Below are 25,706 nucleotides of genomic sequence, written 5' to 3'. Positions count from 1 at the left end.
CGGGTCCTCCGGCAGCGAGCCGAAAGGATGTGTTTCTCAAGGGCGTGGACGGACCGACATTCTTTCCCACCGTCGTCCACAGACCGATCGATGCTTCTGCACAGTGTTCCCCGCAGCACCCGTCCGCGAATAGGATTTTTGTGCCATATCTTCGCCTTGAAAAATGGCGCGCAGGTGCCGAATGCCGGACGCCGGCCGACCTGCTCCATCCCGGCTCGGGGGGCTGGGGGAGCCTGCGGGGCTAGTGATGTCATGATGGACGTTGCAATTAGGTTGTGCAGAGGTTGAGTGAGCCTTTGTTCATGACGCTGATCGCGTCCATGAGAAGCCGAAGACTCCGCCTCGCCCAGGACTTGGCCGCTGTGTGGATCGTGTCGGACCGACCGCGGTCGGCGGTAGTGAAGGCAGCCGTGGCTGAACAGCACCGGTGTGCCGCGGAGTCTGGCACACGCGTTCAATGATGTGGAGACAGGGCAGGCTAGCGTTCGACCTGGTTTTCGTTTCGGCGAGAACTATCCGAATGCAGTACTCTTCGACTGATGAGGAGCGGAGGCCGTATCTCCCCGATGATGTGCCGTTTTCCGCTTCGGGGGTTGTCGTGGCGTCTCTGCTCGGCTCACACGGCAGCCGATTCCTCTCATTGCTCGCGGGCAGCCATCTCAGGCCGACGGGTGAATCCATAGTGCCGGAGGGGCATGGGACCATCGCACATATGATGGACTGGCTCCACCGAAACGCGCCGTTCGGACTCCTCGCCCAGGACGCGTCGCCGGAACCTCGATTCGTCCACGCAAATCAGGCCGCTCAATCGTTTTTCGAAAGCAGCTGGAACGAGATCGTCGGAATGCATTCGAGACTGTCGGTGCCCGAAATGAATCGGGAGGCCCGCGAAACGTTGTGGAGGATGTCCTGAAGAACGGCTACCGGGCCGGATACGGGGGCGTCCGAAGAACTCTCCGAGGGCGACTCTTCTGGATCGAGGATGTCACTGTTTGGAATATCGTCGACGACGACGTGATCCCACGGACAGGCGGCTCTCATTCGCCAGACGAGTCCATATTTCAGCTGATCAGGCCGAATATCCGGTTTCAATCTGGGCCCGCCGGTTTTCGGAAAGTGAGGAAAGATTCATCATGGAACCCACGTCGCTCGACTTCGAGACGACGATTTTCGACAAGGAATACGTCACTCTGGGCGGTCGCCGCGAGGCGATCGTGCGGGGCGGGCGGCACCTTTTCGACCGGCTGCCCGCCGCCTTCGAGGGTGTCAATCAGATAGCGGTCATCGGCTGGGGGTCCCAAGGGCCGGCACAGGCACAGAACCTCCGAGACTCCCTGCAGGGTGCGGTCAAGGTCGTGGTGGGCCTGCGTGAGTCCTCGTCGTCCGCGCCGGCGGCCCGGGCCGCGGGATTCACCGAGGATGACGGCACTCTCGGCGAGATGTTCCAGGTCATCTCGGAATCGGACGTCGTGCTGCTGCTCATCTCGGACGCCGCACAGGCCGAACTCTTCCCGCAGGTGTTCAAGACGTTGCGCCCGGGTGCGACCTTGGGGCTGTCCCACGGTTTCCTGCTGGGTCATCTGTCCGGTGCCGGGAAGGAGTTCCCGTCCGGTATCGACGTCATCGCCGTGTGCCCCAAGGGAATGGGGCCGTCGGTCCGCGCACTGTACGTGCAGGGAGCCACGGTGAACGGCGCCGGCATCAACGCGAGTTTCGCGGTGCACCAGGACGTGAGCGGCCGCGCCGTGAACCGCGCGCTGGGCTGGTCGGTCGCGCTGGGCGCGCCCTTCACGTTCCAGACGACGCTGGAGTCCGAGTACCTGTCCGACCTCACGGGGGAGCGATCGATGCTTCTGGCGGGAGTGCACGGCATCGTCGAAAGCCTGTACCGCCGATATCGTGATCACGGGATGACCGCGCGCGCGGCGTTCCTCAACTCGGTGGAATGCGTCACCGGGCCGATCTCCCGCATCATCTCGGCAAGGGGCCTCACCGGGGTCTACGACGAGCTGGCCGACAGCGACAAGGGTGTCTTCGCGAACGCCTACGCAGCGGCGTACCCGGTCGGACTCGAGTTGACCGCGGAGATCTACGACGAGGTCAAGTCGGGTAACGAGATCCGCAGCGTCATCCTCGCCGGACAGCGGATGTCGCGCTTCCCGATGGGGGTGATCGACCAGGCGGACATGTGGGTCACCGGGCAGAAGGTCCGAGCGGAGCGCGCGGACCGCGATGACGTCCCCCTCAACGCGTTCACGGCCGGCGTCTTCTGCGGCATCATGATGGCGCAGGTGGATCTCCTCCTGGAACAGGGCCACCCCTACTCCGAGATCGCCAATGAGTCCGTCATCGAGGCAGTCGACTCGCTCAACCCGTACATGCACGCCCGCGGTGTGGCTCACATGGTGGACAACTGCTCCACGACCGCGCGCCTGGGAGCCCGCAAGTGGGCGCCGCGGTTCGACTACCTGCTGACTCAGGTGGCGTATCCGGCTGTCGACGGGGACAGGGTCGAGCCGGCTCCCTTCGACTCGTTCGAGAAGCACGTCATTCACGACGTCCTTCGCATCTGCTCCGAGATGCGCCCGTCGGTCGACATCTTCGTCGAGTAGTGGACGCCGTTCTGTCCGGCTGTCCCTGTGAGTGAACAAGGCATGTGTCAGGACGTCCTCCTCCGAACAGCCGGAGGAGGACGTTCGCATGTCGACTGGCCGTCAACCTGTCACCCGGGCTCACTGTTGAGACATATCAAAGGAGAAAGCGATGACAGAATTCCTGGCCCGTGGATTCAAGGCAGCAGAACGAAAGCCGGCGCGGTCTTTCGATCTTATTCTCGCGACACCCCTTGCCTCTTCGAGGTGTGCGACCGCTGCAGGACGAACGGCATGAACACCGGACCTCTCGCACCCGAACGAGTCCGGGAACTGCGGAAAATAACCGAGCTGTGGGTAAGATTCCGGACCCTCAGCCTCGTGGTGGTTTCCGGTGCCGGAATCGGCGGGCTGCTCGCAGGTGTCCTTGTAGCCGTCGGTCCCTCAGCGATTCGTCACAGCGATGTCGCTACGGCGCAGGAGCCGCAGGTATTGGCGGTCGGCCAGGTCTGCCGGGTGGAGTTCGACATACCGACGATCGAGTCGTGCGGAAACGCAGGATTCGGCGACCTGCGCCTCAACTGCACGGAAACCGAGGTGGGACGCTGTCCGGCCACAACTGCCATCACTCTGGAGAACATCGGAGACGATGAGGTGACCGTGGAGTCGGATTCCGGCACCTCTGGTCACGTTGTCACCACGAGACACCCTCCGATCCGGCCGGGAGCCACTGTGACGGTCGTTCCTCGTACGCGCGGAGATCTCATCTTCGACATCGATGTGGATGCGAAGGCGCACTCCACGGAGGAGCTCCGGGTGATCGACATCGTCTGAACGCAGGCGACCGCCGACCCTTGTGTGCCGCTCCGTACCTCGTTGCAGAGGGCGACAGGACGCGGTCGGCACGCGGGCCTGCGGTCATCCGGGGAACAGCCGGGCGGTCACCTTCCGGCAGCCCCCAAGCCGGTGAACACTCGGTATTCCGCTACTGCTTGAAACCCCATGCGTTCGTACATCGACCTGGCGGTGCTGGTCTGAAGGGTGCCGACTCGCAATCCCTTCTCCCGCGCCCTCGTCAGGGCCTCCGTGGTCAGGGCCGTCCCCAGGCCCCTTTCCCGATATTCCTCCGCCGTGGTCACCACATAAACTCCAGCCACACCGTCCCGGTCCAGCAGTACGGAGGTTCCGACGATGCGGTCGCCGTCGCGGGCTTCGAAGCGTTCGAGGACGCCGGGCGCCTCGGGACGAACGCGGTAACGGTCGATGACGGCGTCGGCGACATCGGGTGACAGGTCGAAACTTGGCGTGTAGGCACGCACCCAGGCTGCGATGTCCCTGAGTCCCTCGACCCGGTGCACCGAAATCCCGGTCGGGATATCTGCTGGACCCATCGATGCGAGATCGATCTCCATAACGGTCATGGCTGCGAACGAGGACAAGCCCTTGGAGCAAAGGTACTCGGCGGTGCCGGTGTCGGAGTCCGGTCCGACCCACCACACGGACGGAACCGCAGCCAATTTCCTGGTTGCCTCGTCGTAAGCGACCTCGATATCGGTTCCGGGCGATATACGCAGAACGCCGTTGTACATGGCGCTCGCTACCCCACTGCGATACATGGTGAGTCCCCGCACATCCGTCAGATCATCGGTCGCCTGACCGTAGCCGAGCCAGAAGTGTCGACAATTTGCAAGGATGCCGTGCAGCCTCATATTCACGGGTTCAACTTTCACACGTTCATGCTACATCATCTTACGATCCGAATTCCTCGGCGGGCTCGGCATGGATGATTCTTTGTAACCCGCTGACGGATAGGAAAGGTCACGCGCTCAAGTCTCCTGGCGATGCAAGCCGGAATCTGCAAAGAGACGGGCACGCAGATTCCACGCCGATTTACGATGCAACTCGCGGGGGGCTGGCTCGGCGCACCGGACGCCCTAGGTGCCGTCGTACGTCTGAGAGAGCGGGCTGGAATGGGTAAAGCAAGATCCGACCGCTTCGAGTTGCTCCCTGTACGAGTCGCCGGTCTGTCCCGCGTACTGGTCGACGAAGTCGGCCGGTACCTCGCCTTGACCGCGCCGCCCGTGGCTCTCGCCGAGACGCGTGCTGTGGCGCCCAGCCGTTCGCGGCGGTCATGGCGTCCGCAGGTGCGGGATAACCCTGGGAGGAGTTGTAAACGAGGCCGTGACCGTCGAGGTCTTGGCTAGGCTCCGATGCTCGGGGCTGATGGCACCACGCGGGGTCGTACCTGTTCTCCCTGCCGGCCGTAGAGACAGAGGACCTCGGCCGGTTCCTGCCCGGTGTTGCCGAACCAGTGTGGTACGCGGGTGCTGAATTCCGCTGATTCTCCGACCTTGAGGTGCAGCTCTTCCTCTCCGAGCACGAGGAACAGGCGTCCGGACAGGACATACATCCACATGTGTCCTTCGTGGGCCTGCGGGTCCGGTTGGGTCCGGCGCGGCGGGATGACCAGCTTCCAAGGCTGGATGGGGCCGATCTCCTGTGTGAGTGAAAGACGCACCATGCCGTTCCATGGATGCGGTGCCAGCGGGTTGAACTGGCCTTCGTGCGGTTCTACCTGGACTACGTCATTGAGGCTGATACGCAGGGCCTGGATGATCGGCAACATGAGTTCCAGGCTGGGGCGTCGCTGACCGGACTCCAGCCGGGACAAGGTGCTCTTGGAGATGCCGGTCGCCTTGGCGAGCGCAGTGAGTGTCACTCCACAACGCACACGGTGCCGCCTCAGCTGTGGGCCTATCTCAGCCAGTGCCCGGCTGATCGTTTCAGAACCTTCCACGCCTCATCAGGGTAGTCGCTCACTTCTGTTCCCAGAAACAGCAACGACGCTTGTGCGGGGGACGGAAGTCCTCTCAGGGTGGCACTCCGCGCTCGCGAGCAGAGGCGTACGGATGCGGTCGTATTCGCGTGTGGTCGTCGTCGAAGCGCAGGCGGGCTCCCTTCGGCGAGCCTGCCGCTGGATGGAGTCGAAGGAGATGTGAGTGAGTGGCTGGGGAGCCGATGGTCGGGCGGTCGCGCCGGGGGAGGCCGTGCTGCTGGAGCCGGGAGGTGAACATGCGAGGGGACCAGGGGAGGAGCTGCGTCCGGCCCTTGGTTCTGATCGCGGACATCGCGTCGACGGTTCCGGGCGTCGGCCGCCCGGTGTCCACCCTTTGCCGCCCCGGGTGCGCCCGGTGGCCTGGTCGGAGCGGATGCCGACAGGTCGGTGAAGAGGGCGTCGTCCGCAGCTACCGGCCAGCCCGTGGTCACTGGGGTGGTGATCCAGTACGCCCTGCCGGATCGCCTGCTGCTCGACCGGATCGACGACCTGGTGTTCGCCGACCCGGCGCCCGCGCGGCTGGGCCACGAGCCTCCCGCCTGCCGGCCACTTCGCTCATCGGTTGTCCACTGCCTTGGGCGAGAACCGGAACGCCGTCGTGACTTCCTCGCGAGCCCGACCGCCGAGCAGCGCGGCCACGGCCCGCGGCCGTGGCCTCCGGCGGCGACGGCGACCGTCGGCGTGTGTCCAACAGAGGGTTTTGCTGGTGATTCAGGACATTGAATGAAATCGCCCATTGCGACAACGATGAGCGAAGCAGAGATGAGTGATCAAAAAGCAATGAGGGTGCGAGATAGCCTGTCGAGTTCCGGACAGGGAGCCGGCTTCAGGACGACCATGAACCTGACGGCTAGTCAGATTCAACACGAAAAGAACATCTTTCGAGAATGGGAGGACGGCCCGTTTGCGCATCTGACGAAGGTCTCCATCCCTCACCTCGCCGCCGGCAACGGATTCAGGTTCGCAGCCACTGGGCAGTCATTCGACGAGCTGATGTCTGCGAAGGTCTATTGTGATTCCCTGACGGGGATTTCCGGAAAGCAGGACGAGCAAGATCCGATTGTGGTGGACTTTGTTTCCTCCGGGTGGCTGGAATTCACCGGAAAAAAGGGAACGAGCAGAGTCGAGCCTGGCCGGCTCTGCATCCGAGACACCAGTGTCCCCTGGGAATTTTCCTGCGGGCCGGAGGCGCGGCTGCGTGTCGTCACGATTCCTCGTAAGTCACTATTGGCGCATCTCCGATCAGGCCGGGCGTTGAACAGGCCCTTTGTTGCGGACGTCGGAACGCCCGAAGTTCAGTTCCTGCTGAACATCCTGGAGGTGATCCAACAGAGCGGCCAGGACTTGGATCGCTCGACAACTGCCCAGGGTATGGCGGCTGACGCATGCGCAGCGATCCTGGCGAGAATGCTGTCCGGGCGAGCCGATGATATGGCTGCCTTTTCCAATGTGACAGCCGAGGCCGCCAAAAGTTTCATAGAAAAGAATATCATCATCGCCGATCTGTCACCGTCCATGATCGCCCAGACTTTGGGTGTCTCTCTCAGGACGCTTCACCGATCTTTTGCGGAAACTGATGACTCCGTGATGGCGCTGGTTCGCCGCCGGCGCTTGCAAGGAGCCCACGACGAGCTGCTGAGGACAGGTTCAGCGATCAGCGTCTCGGAGATCGCAGCGCGCTGGCACTTTTCAGACGCGAGCCATTTCATCAGACAGTTCAAGTCATCCTATGGAGCCTCCCCTGCTGCATACCTGCGGAGATTCCAGCAGGGTGAACGGCCTTGACGGGCAGAACTCACCCCTTCAATGGTCCGGGGATTCCGGAGGCCGTCGAACGTGTTTCGCTTGCATGAGGTGAACGGGTTGGCAGCCAAGTCTGATCAGAAACCCTGTGGTTCTGTCCGAGGATTGACGGGACGTTCGGGCGGTCGAAGCAGCCGCTGACGATGTGCGGCTGGTGCTGGTGGAAGAACCTGCGTGTTTCGGGGGTCGGTTGGGTGTGGTCATGGACCAGGTCTCGGTGAAGACCCTGAAGCGCGTCCGGCCCTTGGTGCGGATCGCAGACATGGCGTTGATCGGGAGCCGGTTATTCGTGTGGCGGACGACTGAAGCGCACTCCCTGGCGCCCGGGTGCGGCCGGTTACCTGGTCGGAGCGGACGCCGACCTGGTCGGCGAAGCGCACCCGGCCGGTCTCCGCCTCCGCCTTCGTGCGGATCGCCGGCCGGGTCTCCTCCCGGCGGAGGTGGACGGCTTCCGCGTCCTGTTTGGTGGCTCGGTTGTCCGGGCGCTGGAACGACGGTCCGAGCAGCGCTGCCACCGCCCGCAGCCGAAGGGCCTCCTGCGCCGTTGGCAGCAACTGGCTTATGGCCGAGACCAGTTGACTCACACGCGGATCAACGGCCCAGAACATCCGTCGTTTCGCGTCAACGACGCGGTGGGAGCCGCAGTGCCGATCGGTGAGGGCCGGACGCCAGGGTTGAAGAGACTGCGCACGAAGGCCCCTCCGAGCGCGGCCGGGCTCAGCGGGGCTCTGTCGCCGATGATGCAGCCAGAGGCATACGGCATCGGCCGTGCCTTCTACGGGGGCCCACCGTTCGTCGGCCCGACCCGCCCTCTCGCGTGGAAAGCTCCGTCGTCGAGGAGCGGGAAGCGGAAGCGCGCGGTGTGCGCCTCGTAGGCGCGGGGCGCACACCACCATCCCATCAGTGCTGGAGGGGAGTGCGGAGGGCTGCCACGTGCGATGCGTGCGAGGCGCGACGGCGGAACCGGCCGCGATCAGACCACCGAACTTGCCTGCTCGTACCGTGATCGCGTGTAACGCCCATATATCTGACGATTTCTCACCGCACGCGTTCCGTAGTCAGTCGAGGCCGCCTCAAGCGCTCACCATGACGACGAGGCCGAGGGGAAGGACCGGCAGAGCGGTGGGACGTGCATGCGAGACCGACGCCGCCTTGTCGGTACGGAGCACCGCGCACGCACGAGCACGCCTCGGTGTACAAGCCGGCGGTCACGCCGTCAGTTCCGCTGCTGTCACGACGTGTTGGCCTGCTCGGTCGGCCCATGGCCGGTGTCCCTGGCGGGATGCGCGGCGCGGGGTCACCCCAGTGCGTGCCGGAAGGCGACTCCTGTGGCCGTGGGCCGTAGCGGTCATTGTCCGCGGCCGTACGGGGGAATCTGTGGACCGGCACCGGGGGACTGTCAGCCGGTCGGGGATCCCTTCTGCCGATCACGGGCGCTCACGTGGCTCTTGACGACGACAGTGGTGCCGGGCCGTCGAACACGCCCTGCGCTGTGACAGGAGGAGTGCGATGTTCAGGCGAGCGGACCGGGCCGCGTGGCTGCGGTGGACCACGGTGCCGGCGACGGTGGGAGCCGTCACGTTGGCGGGAGTGAATGCCACAGCGGCGGAGGCATACACCCCGGTGGACTGCCGCAGCACCCCTTCGGCCCTGCGGACCGCGATCGCCGCTGCCGCCCCGGGGGCGACGCTCAGCGTGCGAGGGCGGTGCGTCGGCCCCTTCACCATCGGCAAGTCGCTGACCGTCGTCGGCCGGGGGCAGGCGGTACTCGACGGCAATCACACAGGCACCACGGTGACGATCGGCGGAGGCGCGCACGTGCGGCTGACCCGCCTGACCGTCACCGGGGGACAGGGGAGCAGGGGCGGAGGCATCCTCAACACCGACGGCACGCTGACGGTGTCCCATTCCACGGTGACCGGGAACGCCTCCAACAGCACCGGGGGCGGCATCCGCAACCAGGGCACGCTGACCGTGGAACTCACCTCGGTGCACCACAACACCGCTCGGACACTCGGCGGCGGGCTCGACAACGTCGGGCCGAGCGGCAGGCTGACGGTCGTCCGATCGACGGTGCACCACAACACCGCCGCCACCGTCAACGGCGGAGGCATCTTCAACGACGCCACGGCGAGGGTGGACTTCTCCGTGATCAGTGACAACACGGCGCCTGTCGGCAGTGGGGGCGGTATCCGCGACACAGGTGCCGACGGCAGACTGACCCTGAACGGCACGCTGGTGCGTGACAACAGGGCGGCGGGCGCCGGCGGCGGTGTCAGTGTCGGCGCACGCGCCACGGCGACGCTGAACGACTCGCAGGTGCGCAACAACTCCGCGGGGACCGCCGGCGGCGGCATCAATGTCGGCGGGGGCGCGGTGACGGTGAACCGCACACGGGTCGCCGGCAACGTGCCGAACGACTGCGCCCCGACGGGCGCCGTACCCGGCTGCATCGGCTGAACTCCCCACCCCCTCACGGGCCGCCGTCGCGGCCGAAGCGCGCCGACGGTCCATCAGTGCACCCGGGACGCCCTGTCCCGGGTGCACCTGCGTCCGCAGGACCTCTACGCTCGGTTGTGTGCACGCGTTGCTGCCGATCTTGATCCTGCTGGGCGCTCTCGCCGTCGTCCTCGGCCTGTTCGTGCGGCTGGCAGCGCGTATTCGCCGCCGCGGCCTGGCGGGCGGAGCCGCAAGCGCTGCCCTGGCCTCGTACGAGGAGGCCTTCCGTGCGACCGCTCACCAGGCGCACTACGAGATTCGGGCGCAAACAGAGCGCAAGGCGCCGACCCTGTCGCCTGACGATCACGGCCGACTCCTCCTGGACGGGACGAACCGTCCGGGCGACGGTGGTCGGCCGCAGCGGGTACGCCGCGGCCGTCGATCCGTGCGAGGGCCCGCGCGCCGGTCGAGGCGATGGAGGCATGGGCGCTGACCGGTGTCCTTGCCGGTGACGGGCCGCGGCGGATGCGGCGACGTCAGCGGATCGCCGGCCTGGACGTACAGGGCGGCGCAACGGCGTGCGACTCGGGGTCCCCGAGGATGTCGGGCTCTTCCTGTCTCACCCTGAGGATCCAGTGGAACAGGGCGGTTAACATGCCCGGTCATGGCGATGTTCGTGCACTTGACTTCGGCGGCGAACGTACCGCGCATCCGGCGGTCGGGTATCCGGGCAGCCGGCCGGGGAGAAGTCGGGGCGCGAGGGGTGTACTGCTTTCCGGTGCTGCCGTCGTACCCGCTCACCCATCAATGGCTGCGCGAACTGGCCCGTTTCGGCACCCGCGGAGGACTTGCGGCCGTCCACATACGGCTGGACGACGAGCAGCACGTACTGGTCCGGCACTACGCGGACCGGACACGGGAGGCCCGGTCCGCCGTCCCCGCGGCCGAGGCGGTGCGGCGGATCGTCGCACTGGACGACCCGCGCGGGTGGGAGGTGTTTGTACCTCGGGCGATCCGGCCGTCGGAAGTGCACCGGGTCCGCACCGCGCCACAGGTCGTGGGCTGGCGGTACCGGCCGGATGCGCACGGCGTCCGCCCCTGCACCTGCTTCGGATGCCGGGTGAGGGGAGGGTACGGGGCGCGGCGCCTGCGTGAACGGTCGCCGCATCCGTCGGACGGACCGCCGCCACCGGCCGCCGTACTGCTCGCCAGGGTCGCGGCGGCCGGCGACCCCGGAGACCCAGCCGTGCTGCGGGAGGCGCTGCATTGGTTCGGCATGCGTCGACGGGGCCCGCTTGCCCGACTGTCCCGCCTTGCCGCCCACCCCGACCCCGGCGTACGGGAGGAACTCGTGTGGGCGGTCGCCCACTGGTCCACCCCAGGGGTGGCTGAGCTGCTGGACGAACTCGCCCACGACCCGCACCCGGACGTCCGGGACGCGGTGGAGGCCGTCCGTGAGTCGCCGTGATCGCCGACCCCTGGGAACCGTGACCGCGTGGGCGCACCCTTGAGGCGACCCAGCCGGGCCACGTGAATGCGTCTGCCACCACGCCCCGCTTGCAGGGCTCCGGCAGAGGCCACCAGGCCTGAACCCGACCGATCAGGTCGCCTCCGACGGTGTCGGTCGGCCGCGTTATGCTCCGCCGGTCTGGAGGCGATCATGAGTTTCACCATTCCGCCGGCACCGCTCGATATCGCGGAAGAGTTTCCGGAACTCGTGCCGCTCGCGCGGGCCACCACCGTGCTGTATCCGCGTGTCGGCAACCCCGCACGGGATGAAAGCTCGCTGGGTGGACCGCTTCTTTGGCCCGCCGACGAGCTCTGGCCGACGTGTGCCGCGCCCGACCACTTCAACCCTGCCCGCGGCTGCGCGGTCGCCGGTCCGGACCCGGTCGCCATGGTGCCCGTGCTGCAGCTCCTCGCGCGTGATGTCCCGGCCCTGGTGTTCCCAACCGGTACGGACATGCTCCAAGTGCTGTGGTGCCCCCTGGTCCACTCCGAACACGACCAGTATTCGCCGGTGCCCGTGCTCCGTTGGCGCTCGTCCGCCGACCTGGCGGAGCGGCCACCGCTGTTCAAGCCCCCACGCCCCTACGAGTTCGACGACGAGTGGATCCCACGCATCTGTGTGGTGCACCCCACCGAGACCGTGGAGTATCCGAACCAGGACATGCCCGCGGAGTTGACCGAGCGCGTGGGCGAGTGGAGCGAGCAGGTGCAGGAGTCCTGTGGCATCTCCTACTACGACGCCTTCACCACCCAGCAGAGCAAGATCGGCGGATACCCCGGCTGGACGCAGTCGCCGAACTGGCCCCACTGCACCTGCGGCTCCCGGATGGAACATCTGCTGACGATCTCGGCGAGCGAATCGTGCGGCCGCTGGCTCCCGGTCGAGGAGCGCACCCGTCCCGGCTGTGGCTGGGAAGTCTCGGACAACCCGGAGTTGGAGGACAACAGCCACGGGATGATCATGGGTGACTGCGGAGGCGTTTATGTCCTCGTCTGCCGCACCTGCCCGACCTGGCCCACGGTTCACCGCTACGACTGCTGAGCGACCGGCCGCAGCCCGTGGCCCGGCGAACGGTCCCGGGTCCACGTCGGACGGAGTCACCCGCTGAAGGACGCGGACGTCAACAGGCCGCAGACATCAGGGTTCTGGGGCGCGGGACCGCCGCGCTCGGCGGCGGTCCCGCGAGCGGCCCTTCGCGAGGAAGAACGTGCCCCGCGGTTCAGCCCGGCAGCGGTTTCCATGTCGTGGGACCCGGAGTCCGGCCCTCGGGGGGATAGTCGCAGTCGATGCTGGTGACCTCGCGGTCGCCGTCGTCCGAGTCGACCACGGCGACGCCCGTGCAGACCCTGCCGTGCTCGTCGGTCCAGGTGACGACCTCGCTGCGGTCGGCGCAGCCGGCAAGTACCAGCATGCCCACGACCGCCGCCCCGGCGAGTGCGGTCCTGCGATTCGCCCTCATGCCATCCCCCGTGAGATCGAGCCCCAAGACGCGGGCCGGCCCCGCGTCCGAAGGTCTACGGCCTTGGTACCGCCGCGAGTTGAACAGACCGCCAACGGCTCGTCACAGACCCGGGAGCGGAGTACGTACCGGACCGCGACCAAGACGTCCGCCGCTCTCGACCGCGCTCCACGGCGGGCCGTTCACCCCAGCGGCCGCAGCCGCGAGGCCTCGCGCATCCTCGTTCCCACCTCGCCGTTCGCGCCGATCACGCGCCGTCCGGACGGTGTTGGCCGGACCGCGCACCGCGTCGTTCACGGGTACGCATGGTGGCGGGCCCGCGGCAAGCGGTGTTCGATGGGACTGACGGGACCATGGCAATACGGTTACGCTGCGTGGACGGTCGTCCACTGGAGGTGCGAATGCGTCGCCCTGTCGCACGGAAACTGGCGGTGTTGGCGGTCTCGGCCGCTGTGGTGTCGGTGGGAGCGGCGGCGCCGCCGGGAACCGCCCGCCCGGCCCCCGGAAAGGTGCCCGTGGCCGTGGGCTACGGCGGCGCCGTCGCGAGCGTCGACGCGGACGCCACCGCCGCCGGTGTCGAGGTCCTCAGGAAGGGCGGCAACGCGGTCGACGCGGCCGTGGCCACCGCGGCCGCACTCGGCGTCACCGAGCCGTACTCGGCGGGCATCGGCGGAGGCGGCTACTTCGTCTACTACGACGCCAGGACCAGGTCGGTGCACACCATCGACGGCCGCGAGACGGCCCCGCTGAGCGCCAACTCCCAGCTCTTCGTGGAGAACGGCAAGGCGCTAGCCTTCGCCGACGCCGTCAGCAGCGGCCTGAGCGTCGGTACTCCCGGCACGCCCGCCACCTGGCAGAAGGCCCTGGACGAATGGGGCACCGAGCGTCTCGGCAGGGTCCTCGAGCCGGCCGAGCGGATCGCACGCCGGGGGTTCACGGTCGACGACACCTTCCGCTCGCAGACCGCGTCCAACGAGACCCGTTTCCGGTACTTCCCGGACACGGCCAAGTTGTTCCTGCCGGGCGGGCAGCTTCCCGTCGTCGGCTCCTCCTTCAAGAACCCCGAGCTCGCGCGCACCTACGAGGAACTGGGCCGCAAGGGCATAGGCGCGATCTACCACGGCGACCTCGGCGAGGACATCGTCGCCACCGTGAACAAGCCCCCGGTGGACCCCGCCTCCGGCTGGAACGCCCGCCCGGGCGCGCTGTCCGCACGGGACCTCGCGGCCTACCGGGCCAAGCTCCAGGCACCCACGAAGACCTCGTACCGCGGTCTCGGCGTCTACTCCATAGCGCCGTCCTCCTCCGGCGGCACGACGGTGGGCGAGGCCCTGAACATCCTCGAGCGGACGGACCTGTCGAAGGCGAGCCAGGTGCAGTACCTGCACCACTTCATCGAGGCGAGCCGTATCGCCTTCGCCGACCGCGGGCGCTGGGTCGGCGACCCCGCCTTCGAGAACGTGCCGACGGACGGGCTGCTGTCGCAGAAGTACGCCGATTCACGGGCGTGCCTGATCAAGGACGACGCGGTGCTCACCAGCCCGCTCGCACCCGGCGACCCGCGCCACCCGGCGGCCTGCGGCACCGCGGGCAAGGCGGCCCCGACGACGTACGAGGGGGAGAACACCACGCATCTGACCGTCGCCGACAAGTGGGGCAACGTCGTCTCCTACACGCTCACCATCGAGCAGACCGGCGGCAGCGGCATCACCGTCCCGGGCCGGGGCTTCCTGCTCAACAACGAGCTGACCGACTTCTCCTTCACGCCCGCCAACCCGGCCGTCCACGACCCGAACCTGCCGGGCCCCGGCAAGCGGCCGCGCTCCTCGATCTCGCCGACCATCGTGCTCGACAAGGCCGGCAAGCCGGTCGTGGCGCTCGGCTCGCCCGGCGGCGCGACGATCATCACGACGGTCCTCCAGACCCTGACCGGGTTCCTCGACCGGCACCTGCCGCTGGTGGACGCCATCGCCGCGCCACGTGCCAGCCAGCGCAACGCCGCGAAGACGGAACTCGAACCCGCCCTCTACAACAGCGAGCTGCGGGCGCAGCTGGAGGCGATCGGGCACTCCTTCACGCTGAACCCGGAGATCGGTGCCACGACCGGGGTGCAGCGGCTGCCGGGCGGAAAGTGGCTGGCAGCCGCCGAGAAGGTGCGGCGCGGCGGAGGGTCGGCCATGGTCGTGTCCCCGGCGCCGTAACCGGCCGTCGCGCGGCTCTCACTCGGGACGGCCGGTCCCGTTCCCTTCGGGGCGGGCCGTCTCACCGCCCTGCACCGTCGGAGGGGTCATACCGCCGGCGTCCCCACCGGGCTCCCCGGGGCCGTCCTGTGCACCGCGTTCCACGGGAGCGACGGCCGGCTCCCGGCGGGTGGGCGGCTCCGCCCGGAAGGCGAGCCGTCCCTCCTCGGTGTCCACCACGACCGCGCCGCCCCGCTCGATCCGGCCGTCCAGCAGCAACCGGGACAGCTGGTTGTCGACCTCCCGCTGGATGGTGCGGCGCAGCGGCCGGGCGCCGTACTCCGGCTGGAAGCCGCGCTGCGCCAGCCAGTCGACGGCCCCGTCGGTGAAGGAGACGTCGATGTCCTGGGCCTGAAGCATGCGCCGTGTCTTGTCGAGCATCAGATCGGTGATGCGCCGCAGTTGCTCGGCGGTCAGCTGCCGGAAGATCACGATCTCGTCGATGCGGTTGAGGAACTCCGGCCTGAAGTGCTCCCGCAGCGGCCGCAGGATCTGCTCACGGCGCGCCTCCTCGTCCGCATCGACGCCGCCCGGCCCGAACCCGATGCCCGCGCCGCGGCGGGTGATCGCCTCGGAACCGAGGTTGCTGGTCATCACGATGACGGTGTTGGTGAAGTCCACCGTGCGGCCCTGGGCGTCGGTGAGCCTGCCGTCGTCGAGGACCTGCAACAGGATGTTGAAGACGTCCGGGTGGGCCTTCTCCACCTCGTCCAGCAGCAGCAGGGAGTACGGGTGGCGCCGTACGACCTCGGTGAGCTGGCCCGCTTCCTCGTGGCCCACGTACCCGGGCGGGGCGCCCACCAGACGGCTCACGGTGTGCCGTTCCTGGTACTCGCTCATGTCCAGCCGCACCATGCGCTCGTCGCTGCCGAAGAGCACCTCGGCGAGCGCGCGGGCCAGCTCGGTCTTGCCGACGCCGGTCGGGCCGAGGAAGAGGAAGCTGCCGATCGGCCGCTCGGCGCTGGACAGACCGGCGCGCGAGCGCAGCACCGCGTCGGAGACCGCGCCGACCGCCTCGTCCTGCCCGATGACCCGTTGGTGCAGGTGCTGCTCCAGCCCGAGCAGCCGTTCCTTCTCCTCCTCCGTGAGCCGGCTGACCGGGACACCGGTGAGCCGCGAGACGACCTCGGCGATGGCCTCGGCGGTCACCTCCAGATGCTGCCCCTCGTCGGCCTCGGTGTCGCCGGAGGCCTGCCCGATCCGCTCCTTGAGTCCGGTGATGCGGTCGCGCAGCTGTGTGGCCTGCTCGTACTGCTCGTCGGCCACCGCCTGGTTCTTGTCCCGGGTCAGCTGCTCGACCTCGCGCTCCATGGTCCGCACGTCCGTGCCCTTCGTACGCGCACGCAGCCGCACCCGGGCGCCCGCCTGGTCGATCAGGTCGATCGCCTTGTCCGGCAGATGGCGGTCGGTGAGATAGCGGTCGGACAGCTCCACGGCCGCCACCAGCGCCTCGTCGGTGTACCGGACCTGGTGATGGGCCTCGTAGCGGTCGCGCAGCCCCCGCAGGATCTCGATGGCGTCGGTGACGGACGGCTCGGGCACCAGGATCGGCTGGAAGCGGCGGGCCAGCGCCGCGTCCTTCTCGATGCGGCGGTACTCCTCCAGTGTGGTGGCGCCCACGACGTGCAGTTCACCGCGGGCCAGGGCGGGCTTGAGGATGTTGCCCGCGTCCATGGACGCGCCTTCCGCGCCGCCGCCCCCGGCGCCGACGACGGTCTGCAACTCGTCGATGAAGACGATCAGTTCGTCGGAGTGCGACCGGATCTCGCCGACGATGTTGTTCAGCCGTTCCTCGAAGTCACCGCGGTAGCGGGTGCCGGCGACGACGCCGGTCAGGTCCAGGGCGACGACCCGCCGGCCGCACAGGATGTCGGGTACGTCGCCGTCGGTGATGTGCTGGGCGAGTCCCTCCACGATGGCGGTCTTGCCCACACCCGCGTCACCGATGAGGACCGGGTTGTTCTTGCCGCGCCGGGACAGCACCTCGATGGTCTGCTCGATCTCGTCGTCCCGTCCGATCACCGGGTCGATCCGCCCCTGATGGGCGAGGGCGGTGAGGTCGCGGCTGTACTTGTCCAGGGTGGGAGTGGGGCTGGGGCGCGGCCGCTCCGGGCGCGCCTGCGCGGTTTCCCCGGTCTCGGGGGCCGGGCCGGGCGGCGCGAAGTGCGCGGAGTGGAGGATGTGCCCGGCGGCCGAGTCCGGGTTGGCCGCCAGGGCGCTGAGCACGTGCTCGGGGCCGATGTAACCGGTGCCGCTCGCCCGGGCCAGTTCGTGGGCGTCCAGCAGGGCGCGTTTGACGGCGGGCGTCAGCGACAGAGAGGTGGGCGGAGGCACGTCGCCCGGGCCCTGGGCCGGACCGGAGCGCTGGTCGATCTCCGTCGCCAGCGAGTCGGGATCCGCTCCGGCGCGGGTGAGCAGACTCCTGGTCGGTTCGGCGGAGAGCGCGGCGCGCAACAGGTGCTGGGTGTCGAGGTCGCGACTGCCGTGCTGGGCGGCGTACTGCGCCGCCCCGACCACCAGCTGCCGGGCCGGCTCGCTCAGCAGCCGGCCGAGGTCGATCTGCCGGGGACCGGGACGCTGTCCGCCGAAGATTCGTGAGAAGAACTCTGCGAAGGGGTCCGAGCCGTAGCCCTGCGGACCGTTGAACCCGCTGGTCATGGCCATCCGTTCCGGCGTCCCGGCGGGGCCCGGGACACGCTCGTTGATCGACGTGCCGGTGCCGGGTGCCCGGGCGGGGCCCGGTTACACCTGTGGGCGCCCCCGGCGCACGTACCACGATGACACGAACGCTCCCGGGCGGCATGTCCAGCAGGACGTGCGGTCCGGGCACCGGCCGCGGGGCGGAGCCGTGGGCCGTCGGGGCCGGTCGCGTCACGCGGCGGGACGGCACGGCCCGCGGGCGGTACCCCGCCCCGGGCCTCACCCGCCCGGGGCGTGTTCCTCGCGGGCTGTCAGGATGCGCGGTCCCGCGTCCGTGATCGCCACCGTGTGTTCGGTGTGGGCCGCGCGGGAGCCGTCGTTCGTGCGGAGGGTCCAGCCGTCGGGGGCCGCGTGGTAGGTGTCCGTGCCGCCGCCGATGAGCATGGGCTCGATGGCCAGGACCATGCCGTGGCGCAGCCGGAGCCCGCGGCCGGGGCGGCCCTCGTTCGGGACCGGGGGATCCTCGTGCATCCTGCGTCCCACACCGTGCCCGCCGAAATCGTCCATGATGCCGTACCCGGCCGACCGGCACACCGAGCCGATCGCGTGTGCGATGTCCCCGATGCGGTTGCCGACGACGGCCGCCCCGATGCCGGCCGCGAGTGCCCGCTCCGCGGTCTCGACCAGCCGCAGGTCCTCGGGCCGGGGCCTGCCCACGACGAAGCTGATCGCCGAGTCGCCGGCCCAGCCGTCCAGTTCGGCACCGCAGTCGACGGACACCAGGTCGCCGTCACGCAGCCGGTAGCCGTCCGGGATCCCGTGCACGATCGCGTCGTTCACGGAGGCGCAGATGACCGCGGGGAAGGGGGTGGGCGCGAAGGAGGGCCGGTAGCCGAGGAACGGCGAGCTCGCACCCGCCTCGCGCAGCACCCCGTGGGCCACCTCGTCCAGTTCCAGCAGGGAGACGCCGACGCCGGCGGCGTTCCGTACCGCCGTGAGGGCCCGGCCGACGACCTGCCCGGCTGCGTGCATGGCGTCGATCGACGGGTCTGTCTTGAGTTCCACCATGCCAATTACTATACCGCAGGATCCCAATTACTATACCGGTCGCACGGTGGGGCACCGGTATTAGAATGGGCGCATGGTGCGCAACCCGTTGACCCCTGAAGAGCACGAACGCGGCGAGCGGCTCGGGCTGTTGCTGCGCGAGGCCCGCGGGTCCCGCAGTATGGCGGAGGTGGCCGCGGGTGCCGGTATCTCCGCCGAGACCCTGCGCAAGATCGAGACGGGACGTGCGCCGACCCCGGCGTTCTTCACCGTCGCCGCTCTCGCCCGGGTGCTCGGGCTGTCGCTGGACGACATCGTCGGGCAGTGCGCGCTGATCGCAGCGGCCTGAGCGGGAGAGGCGGCCCTCGGGCGGGCGGCCGGGCGCCGGTCGGCGCGGGTGTGCACAGCCGGGGGACGCGCTCCCGGAGGGGTCCGAGCCGGTCCGGAAAACTCTCTGTAGCGCGGCCGTAACACTACTGGTGTTGCCTACCGCATCGGGGTACTCCACTCGGGCGGGAGCTGGACGATGGCGGTGGATCAACTCCCTGTTCGAGTGAGGGAGTTCGCGGACTACCTACAGGAGCTCGTATCCAGGCTCGATCAGGGCGGCGGCTGGTGCGGAGTGTTCTGGCGGCGTGATCCCCAGGGGATGCGGTCCTGTCTGGAGGGCCGGGATGTGCCGCCGTGGGACGTCGTGGAGTCGCTGCTGCACGACCTCGCCGGGGTCTGGGGAACCCGGGCCGCCGCACTGGAGGCGAAGCGGGCGCAGGCTCTGCACGGCGCCTCGCTCGCCGCGTTCGACGCCCGGCCCGGCGGCCGGGACGAACTCACCGCCCGGCTCGACGGGCGGCTGCGCGAGCAGCGTTACGCGGCCGGGCGCCAGGCGGAGCTGCGACGTCTGCTGGAGTCGGCCGGCACCCGGGAGGAGGCCGAGTCGCTCCGCCTCGATCTCGCCTGGGCCGAGGACGACCACGAACGTGCCACGGCCCGGTGCGCGGAGCTCCGCCGGCGCATGGAAGCCCTCGACGCACGCGTCCCGGGTCCCCGGGAGCGGGGTGGACCGGACTTCCGTGCGGAACCCGCGGGGGACGCCCAGCGGGAGCCGCAGGCGCGGGCAACGGTCGCTCGCCGGGACGAAGGGCCCGGCCTCGGTTCCCGCGGACCGGCCGGCCGGACCGCACCGGGGCCGGCGGGCGGCGACCCCGAGGGGAGGGAGGGCGGCGGTCCCGCCGGGCCGGACGGCGGTGGTGACGGCGGCCCGAGCGCTCCGCACGGCGTCCTTCGGCCGTCGGCGGAATCCGCCGGGGAACGCACCCATGACCTCGAGGAGCCCGCCCGCGCCCCCGAGGCCGCCGGTGGGCGGTGGGCCGGGCGCCGCCCGCGTGGCAGTGCCCGTTTCGCCGGGGTGCTGGGTGTCCAGGAGGCATCCGGGGGCGCCGCGCCCGCCGCGCCCACGCCCCCCACGAGCCGTCGCGGCCCCCGAGGCGCCCGCTTCGCCGGAGCCGGGGCCGCCGACGTCGAGTCCGCGGGGGTGGGCGAGCCGCCCCGGGAGCCCGCCGGCGAGTCCGACCGGCGGATCATCGAGGAGACCGTCGCGGCGCTCGCGCGGTTGCGCGCCGAGGGCCGCACCGGAGAGGCGCACGCCCTGCTCGTCGAGGCCGCCCACTGGCCCGTCGCCCGCTACCCGGACCTCGCCGCCGCGCTGCACCGCGCGGGCCTCGACGCCGACTGGACCACCCTGCTGTGGGAGGCCGCCTCACTGCCGGCCGCCGACCTGGTCGCCGTGGCCGACGCACTCACCGTCGCGGGCCGCACCGCGGACGCCGAACAGGTGCTGCGCCAAGGGGTCGTACGCCCCCCGGCCGAGATCGGCGAGGCCCTCCTCGCACTGGGCGCCGACGGCCGGCACCGCGAGGTCCGCGCCCTTCTGGATGCGTACGTACGTATCCGTGTTCCGGAGGAGGCGGTCCGCTGCGCGTCGGCCGACCCGCAGCGGCTCGTGCCGCTCCTCCTCGACGCGGCCCGGGGCGTCTCCGACGCGCTGCACCGCGATCTCGTGCACGCCCTCAGGGTCGCCGGATTCACCACCTGAGCGGCCCGCCGACAATCCGACCACTCACCCGCAAGGAGTGCGAAACGTGATCGACTCAGCGGGTTGACGACGATGGTCTTGGCAAGGCCGTCGCAGGGGCTTACGTTCGACCCTCTACCACCTGTGTCTACGGGCGTAGAGGCTCTGACGTCCCCGCGAGGACAACAGGCAAAGGAGCGGCATCATGGCCCACGTCGTACGCGCCGCACTGGTCCAGGCGACCTGGACCGGTGACACCGAATCCATGATCGCCAAACATGTGGAGCACGCCCGCGAGGCGGCCCGCATGGGTGCGGAGATCATCGGCTTCCAGGAAGTCTTCAACGCCCCCTACTTCTGCCAGGTCCAGGAACCGGAGCACTACCGCTGGGCGGAGCCCGTGCCCGACGGCCCCACGGTCACCCGTATGCGGGAGCTGGCGCGGGAGACCGGCATGGTGATCGTCGTCCCCGTCTTCGAGGTCGAGCAGTCCGGCTTCTACTACAACACCGCCGCCGTGATCGACGCGGACGGCACCTACCTCGGCAAGTACCGCAAGCACCACATCCCCCAGGTCAAGGGCTTCTGGGAGAAGTACTACTTCAAGCCGGGCAACCTCGGCTGGCCCGTCTTCGACACCAAGGTCGGCAAGGTCGGCGTGTACATCTGCTACGACCGCCACTTCCCGGAAGGCTGGCGGCAACTCGGTCTGAACGGCGCGCAGTTGGTCTACAACCCCTCCGCCACCTCCCGCGGTCTGTCCGCCTACCTCTGGCAGCTCGAGCAACCCGCGGCAGCCGTCGCCAACGAGTACTTCGTCGCCGCGATCAACCGCGTGGGCCGGGAGGAGTACGGCGACAACGACTTCTACGGCACGAGCTACTTCGTCGATCCCCGTGGGCAGTTCGTGGGGGAGGTCGCCGACGACAAGGAGGAGGAACTCGTCGTGAGGGATCTCGACTTCGACCTCATCGAAGAGGTGCGGCAGCAGTGGGCGTTCTACCGCGACCGCCGCCCCGACGCGTACGAAGGACTGGTGAAGCCGTGAGTGACCTGTACGCCCGCCACAAGGCCGTCCTGCCCGACTGGCTCGCCCTCTACTACAAGGACCCGCTGGAGATCACCCACGGCGAGGGCCGCCATGTCTGGGGTGACGACGGCAGGAGGTACCTCGACTTCTTCGGCGGCATCCTCACCACGATGACCGCGCACGCCCTGCCCGAGGTCACCAAGGCGGTGACCGAGCAGGCCGGGCGGATCCTGCACTCCTCGACCCTCTACCTCAACCGGCCGATGGTAGAACTCGCCGAGCGCATCGCCCAGTTGTCGGGCATCCCGGACGCGCGTGTCTTCTTCACCACGTCCGGCACCGAGGCCAACGACACCGCGCTGCTGCTGGCGACCACCTACCGGGGCAGCAACCAGATCCTGGCCATGCGCAACAGCTACCACGGCCGCTCCTTCAGCGCGGTCGGCATCACCGGCAACCGCGGCTGGTCGCCCACCTCGCTGTCACCGCTGCAGACCCTGTACGTCCACGGAGGCGTCCGCACCCGCGGTCCGTTCGCCCACCTGAGCGACGCCGACTTCATCGCGGCCTGTGTCGCGGACCTGAAGGACCTGCTCGGGCACACGCGGTTGCCCGCGGCGCTGATCGCCGAACCGATCCAGGGCGTCGGCGGCTTCACCTCACCGCCCGACGGGCTCTACGCGGCCTTCCGCGAGGTCCTCGACGAGCACGGCATCCTGTGGATCGCGGACGAGGTGCAGACCGGCTGGGGCCGCACCGGCGACAACTTCTGGGGCTGGCAGGCACATGGCCGCAGCGGGCCGCCGGACATCCTCACCTTCGCCAAGGGCATCGGCAACGGCATGTCCATCGGCGGTGTCGTCGCCCGGGCCGACATCATGAACTGCCTGGACGCCAACTCCATCTCGACGTTCGGCGGCACCCAGATCACCATGGCGGCGGGGCTCGCCAATCTCTCGTACCTGCTCGAGCACGACCTTCAGGGCAACGCCCGGCGTGTCGGCGGACTGCTCATCGAGCGGCTGCGGGCCGTCGCCGCACAGCTGCCCGTCGTACGGGAGGTGCGGGGCCGCGGTCTGATGATCGGCGTGGAACTGGTGCGCCCCGGCACCGACGAGGCCCACCCGGACGCGGCGGCGGCCGTGCTCGAGGCGGCCCGCGCGGAGGGCCTGCTGATCGGCAAGGGCGGTGGGCACAACACCAGTGTGCTGCGTATCGCCCCGCCGCTCACGCTCACCGTCGCGGAGGCCGAGGAGGGCGCCGCGATCCTCGAACGCGCCCTCAGGAGCGTCCAGTGACGACCCGTCTCCTCGACAGCGCCGTCCCGAGGTGCCTTCGGTAGATCCAGAGCAAGGGAAGACAGCCATGGCCACCGCCCTGGAACCCGCCCTGTCGGTACGCCAGGTCCTCACGCTGGACCGGGTGCTCGCCGGAGAGCCCGAGGTGGTGGCCGGCGCCGGACACCTCGACCGGCCGGTGCGCTGGGTGCACGTCGCGGAGGCACCCGATGTCGGGGTGATGCTCAGCGGTGGGGAGATGGTCCTCACCACCGGGGTGCTGCTCGCCGGTGACGAGCACAAGCAGACCGAGTACATCCGGTCCCTGCACCGTGCGGAGGCCGCGGCCGTGGTCCTCGGACTCGGCCGCGCCTTCCCCGTTCCCCCGGACGTGATGCGCCGGGCCGCCGAGCGCTGCGGGCTGCCCATGGTGGTCCTGCACCGCCCCTTCCCCTTCGCCGAACTGACCGAGGAGGTCCAGTCCCGGCTGGTGCGGCGGAAGTTCGCGGCGGTGAGCCTGTCGGAGTCCGTACGCACGGCCCTGACCGGCCTGATCACCGCTTGCGCCCCGCTCCAGGGGCTGCTCGACGAGATCGCGGTGCACGCCGGCTGCCCCGTGATCCTCACCAACCTCGCCCACCGGGTGCTCGCCACGGCGGGGGAGCGGTCCGCCGTCGACGACGTGCTGCGCGACTGGGAACGCATCGCGCGGCAGGCCGGCGGCAGCGAGGGCGACGGCTGGGTCCGCGCCGAGCTGAGCGGTCGCGGCGAGCGCTGGGGACGCATCGTGCTGTGCGGCTACCGCGGCGACAACCCGATCGGACGCCTCCTCGCCGAGCGCGGGGCCGAGGCCCTGGTCCTGCACCGGATGCTCCACGGCTCCGCGCACTCCTGGGAGGAGCAGTCCGCACGGGGTCTGCTGACGGACCTCGTCTCCGGGGCCGTACCGGCCCGCCAGCTTCTGCCGCGAGCCCGCGCGGCCGGACTGCCGGTCAACCGCCGCACCTTCGTCCCCCTTGTCGTCCGCGACGGCGACCCGGTCCACCTCGACCGCGTCCTGCGGCTGCTGGGGCTGCCCGGACTCGTCGCGGAACTGGCCGACGGGGCCGCCGCCGTGCTGCTGAGTCTCGCCCGCGACCAGGACGCCGAGGCGCTGACCGCGCACTTCGCCGCCCGGCTGCGGACGGAGCACCAGGCGGGCGGGACGGTCGTCGCCGCGGCCGACGCGCGCGCCGCCTGGGAGGAGGTGCCCGAAGGGCTGCGCGAGGCCCGGCACGTCGCCGACGCGGTCGCGGACCACTCCGCCGCACTCGACCTGCCGCCCGTGGTGCGACTCAGGGACGTCCATCTGCGCGGTCTGGTCCGGCTGCTGCGCGACGACCCCCATGTCCAGTCCTTCGCCGAGCGGGAACTGGACGGGCTGCTGCGCGGACGTGAAGCCGAACAGGAACTGCTGCCCGTGCTGCGGACGTATCTCGCCACCGGCCGCAACAAGTCCCGTACCGCCCAGCTCCACCACGTCAGCCGACCGGCTCTCTATCGCAGGCTGGAAGCCATCCAGGCGTGTCTCGGAGTCGACCTGGACGACTTCGAACAGGCGGCGTCCGTGCACATCGCGCTGCTCGCGCACGACGCCCAACAGAGGTGAAACGCCGTGGAGAAGTGCGGGAAACCCGTGTGCGCGGACCGGGGTGACACCGTGGAACGCCCGGCGTCCGCAGACGTGACACGGTGCAACTCAAACCGGCTCCCCGGACTTCCTAGGCTCGCCGCACACCGAGCGACCGGAGGTCCCGATGAGCAGAGTGATCCGTGCCGCCCTCTTCCAGACCGCCTGGACGGGCGACAAGGAATCGATGATCCAGGTCCACGAGCAGGCGGCGCGCGATGCGGCGGCGCAGGGTGCTCAGGTGCTGTGTTTCCAGGAGCTGTTCTACGGGCCGTACTTCTGCCAGGTCCAGGACCCGGCGTTCTACGCGTACGCCGAGCGGATTCCGGACGGCCCGATCGTCAGGCGCTTCCAGGCGCTGGCGAAGGAGCTGGGCATCGTGCTGGTCCTGCCCATGTACGAGGAGGAGCAGCCCGGGGTCCTCTACAACACCGCCGCGGTGATCGACGCCGACGGCTCGTACCTCGGCAAGTACCGCAAGACGCACATCCCGCAGGTGAAGGGCTTCTGGGAGAAGTTCTACTTCCGGCCCGGAAACTCGGGCTGGCCGATCTTCGACACCAAGGTCGGCAGGATCGGCGTGTACATCTGCTACGACCGCCACTTCCCGGAGGGCTGGCGGGCGCTGGGGCTCGCCGGTGCCGAGATCGTGTTCAACCCGTCGGCGACCTCCCGCGGTCTGTCCGGCTATCTGTGGCAGCTGGAGCAGCCGGCGGCGGCCGTTGCCAACGAGTACTTCGTGGGCGCGATCAACCGCGTGGGCGTCGAGGAACTCGGCGACAACGACTTCTACGGGACCTCGTACTTCGTGGACCCCGAGGCGCAGTTCGTCGGCGAGGTGGCGAGCGACAAGGAGAGCGAACTCGTCGTGCGCGACCTCGATCCGGCGAAGCTGCGGGAGGTACGCGACCGCTGGCAGTTCTACCGGGACCGGGCGCCGGGGGCGTACGGGCCGCTGACCGCTCCGTGACGGAGGGAGGTCCCGCGCCCCTGCCCGGGGCGCGGAGCACCACCATGCGGCTCCGCCGCGTGCGCGCGACCAGCCACAGACAACCCGCAGAAACCGACCGCATCCCAGCGGAGCGTCCACGCAG

The 25,706-nt window shown here is 69.2% G+C and carries 18 protein-coding genes and 1 pseudogene; 14 read left to right on the top strand and 5 right to left on the bottom strand.

Features of this window, described 5'->3' with window-relative positions:
• Positions 1-457 precede the first annotated feature (457 nt).
• From ACSHXN_RS10315 to ACSHXN_RS10305, 3 genes and pseudogenes are all read left to right on the top strand, one after another.
• Positions 458-1,278: pseudogene (locus ACSHXN_RS10315) on the top strand (MEKHLA domain-containing protein).
• On the top strand, positions 1,167-2,612 hold the full coding sequence (locus ACSHXN_RS10310) for a ketol-acid reductoisomerase (protein WP_356112107.1): 1,446 nt from the start codon (positions 1,167-1,169) through the stop codon (positions 2,610-2,612). Before ACSHXN_RS10315 ends, ACSHXN_RS10310 begins: the two are co-directional and overlap by 112 nt.
• 273 nt (positions 2,613-2,885) lie before the next feature.
• Positions 2,886-3,425: a hypothetical protein gene (locus tag ACSHXN_RS10305; protein ID WP_438302968.1), complete on the top strand. Its 540-nt coding sequence runs from the start codon at positions 2,886-2,888 to the stop codon at positions 3,423-3,425.
• Between the two features lie 107 nt (positions 3,426-3,532).
• On the opposite strand, the gene ACSHXN_RS10300 is transcribed toward ACSHXN_RS10305, so the two are convergent.
• Together ACSHXN_RS10300 and ACSHXN_RS10295 are read right to left on the bottom strand one after the other, a co-directional pair.
• On the bottom strand, positions 3,533-4,321 hold the full coding sequence (locus tag ACSHXN_RS10300; RefSeq protein WP_438302967.1) for a GNAT family N-acetyltransferase: 789 nt from the start codon (positions 4,319-4,321) through the stop codon (positions 3,533-3,535).
• A 470-nt stretch (positions 4,322-4,791) separates the two neighbouring features.
• Positions 4,792-5,310, bottom strand: a complete 519-nt coding sequence (locus ACSHXN_RS10295; protein WP_438302966.1) for a helix-turn-helix domain-containing protein — start codon at positions 5,308-5,310, stop codon at positions 4,792-4,794.
• Between the two features lie 840 nt (positions 5,311-6,150).
• Between ACSHXN_RS10295 and ACSHXN_RS10290 the strand changes: the two genes are divergently transcribed.
• The 4 genes from ACSHXN_RS10290 to ACSHXN_RS10275 all read left to right on the top strand — a co-directional run bounded on the left by ACSHXN_RS10290 (position 6,151) and on the right by ACSHXN_RS10275 (position 12,220).
• Positions 6,151-7,212: an AraC family transcriptional regulator gene (locus ACSHXN_RS10290; RefSeq protein WP_438302965.1), complete on the top strand. Its 1,062-nt coding sequence runs from the start codon at positions 6,151-6,153 to the stop codon at positions 7,210-7,212.
• A gap of 1,527 nt (positions 7,213-8,739) precedes the next feature.
• On the top strand, positions 8,740-9,690 hold the full coding sequence (locus tag ACSHXN_RS10285; RefSeq protein WP_355128084.1) for a hypothetical protein: 951 nt from the start codon (positions 8,740-8,742) through the stop codon (positions 9,688-9,690).
• Between the two features lie 643 nt (positions 9,691-10,333).
• A complete protein-coding gene (locus ACSHXN_RS10280; RefSeq protein WP_355128086.1) occupies positions 10,334-11,137 on the top strand; it encodes a HEAT repeat domain-containing protein in 804 nt (267 codons plus the stop codon).
• A 192-nt stretch (positions 11,138-11,329) separates the two neighbouring features.
• On the top strand, positions 11,330-12,220 hold the full coding sequence (locus ACSHXN_RS10275) for a hypothetical protein (RefSeq protein ID WP_438302964.1): 891 nt from the start codon (positions 11,330-11,332) through the stop codon (positions 12,218-12,220).
• A gap of 178 nt (positions 12,221-12,398) precedes the next feature.
• Here the strand turns inward: ACSHXN_RS10275 and ACSHXN_RS10270 are convergent, their stop codons facing one another.
• Positions 12,399-12,638: a hypothetical protein gene (locus ACSHXN_RS10270; RefSeq protein ID WP_355128089.1), complete on the bottom strand. Its 240-nt coding sequence runs from the start codon at positions 12,636-12,638 to the stop codon at positions 12,399-12,401.
• Positions 12,639-13,039: 401 nt separating this feature from the next.
• Here ACSHXN_RS10270 and ggt point away from each other — a divergent pair, with 401 nt between their 5' ends.
• Positions 13,040-14,839 (top strand): gamma-glutamyltransferase, encoded by a 1,800-nt coding sequence (gene ggt, locus ACSHXN_RS10265; RefSeq protein WP_361244415.1) that lies wholly within the window; start codon positions 13,040-13,042, stop codon positions 14,837-14,839.
• A gap of 18 nt (positions 14,840-14,857) precedes the next feature.
• Here the strand turns inward: ggt and ACSHXN_RS10260 are convergent, their stop codons facing one another.
• Positions 14,858-17,536, bottom strand: a complete 2,679-nt coding sequence (locus tag ACSHXN_RS10260) for an ATP-dependent Clp protease ATP-binding subunit (RefSeq protein ID WP_438302963.1) — start codon at positions 17,534-17,536, stop codon at positions 14,858-14,860.
• Between the two features lie 261 nt (positions 17,537-17,797).
• Positions 17,798-18,586, bottom strand: coding sequence for a type I methionyl aminopeptidase (map, locus tag ACSHXN_RS10255; protein WP_438302962.1), 789 nt, complete (start codon positions 18,584-18,586; stop codon positions 17,798-17,800).
• A gap of 73 nt (positions 18,587-18,659) precedes the next feature.
• Between map and ACSHXN_RS10250 the strand changes: the two genes are divergently transcribed.
• The 6 genes from ACSHXN_RS10250 to ACSHXN_RS10225 all read left to right on the top strand — a co-directional run bounded on the left by ACSHXN_RS10250 (position 18,660) and on the right by ACSHXN_RS10225 (position 25,582).
• A complete protein-coding gene (locus ACSHXN_RS10250; protein WP_355128097.1) occupies positions 18,660-18,914 on the top strand; it encodes a helix-turn-helix domain-containing protein in 255 nt (84 codons plus the stop codon).
• A gap of 204 nt (positions 18,915-19,118) precedes the next feature.
• A complete protein-coding gene (locus ACSHXN_RS10245) occupies positions 19,119-20,657 on the top strand; it encodes a hypothetical protein (RefSeq protein ID WP_438302961.1) in 1,539 nt (512 codons plus the stop codon).
• A 184-nt stretch (positions 20,658-20,841) separates the two neighbouring features.
• Positions 20,842-21,684 carry a nitrilase-related carbon-nitrogen hydrolase gene (locus ACSHXN_RS10240; RefSeq protein ID WP_355128101.1) on the top strand — a complete coding sequence of 281 codons (843 nt, stop codon included), beginning with the start codon at positions 20,842-20,844 and terminating at the stop codon, positions 21,682-21,684.
• The gene (locus ACSHXN_RS10235; protein ID WP_355128103.1) at positions 21,681-22,964 is read left to right on the top strand and encodes an aspartate aminotransferase family protein; all 1,284 of its coding nucleotides are present in this window, start codon (positions 21,681-21,683) and stop codon (positions 22,962-22,964) included. Before ACSHXN_RS10240 ends, ACSHXN_RS10235 begins: the two co-directional genes overlap by 4 nt.
• 67 nt (positions 22,965-23,031) lie before the next feature.
• The gene (locus tag ACSHXN_RS10230) at positions 23,032-24,591 is read left to right on the top strand and encodes a PucR family transcriptional regulator (RefSeq protein WP_355128105.1); all 1,560 of its coding nucleotides are present in this window, start codon (positions 23,032-23,034) and stop codon (positions 24,589-24,591) included.
• Between the two features lie 148 nt (positions 24,592-24,739).
• Entirely contained in the window at positions 24,740-25,582 is an 843-nt protein-coding gene (locus ACSHXN_RS10225; RefSeq protein WP_355798083.1) for a nitrilase-related carbon-nitrogen hydrolase, read from the top strand.
• Positions 25,583-25,706: the final 124 nt, after the last annotated feature.

The sequence above is a fragment of the Streptomyces sp. HUAS TT11 genome (assembly GCF_051553595.1).
Lineage (GTDB): Bacteria > Actinomycetota > Actinomycetes > Streptomycetales > Streptomycetaceae > Streptomyces.
Note: the sequence above shows the minus strand (reverse complement) of the source record. Positions and strands in the feature narration are given on the sequence as shown.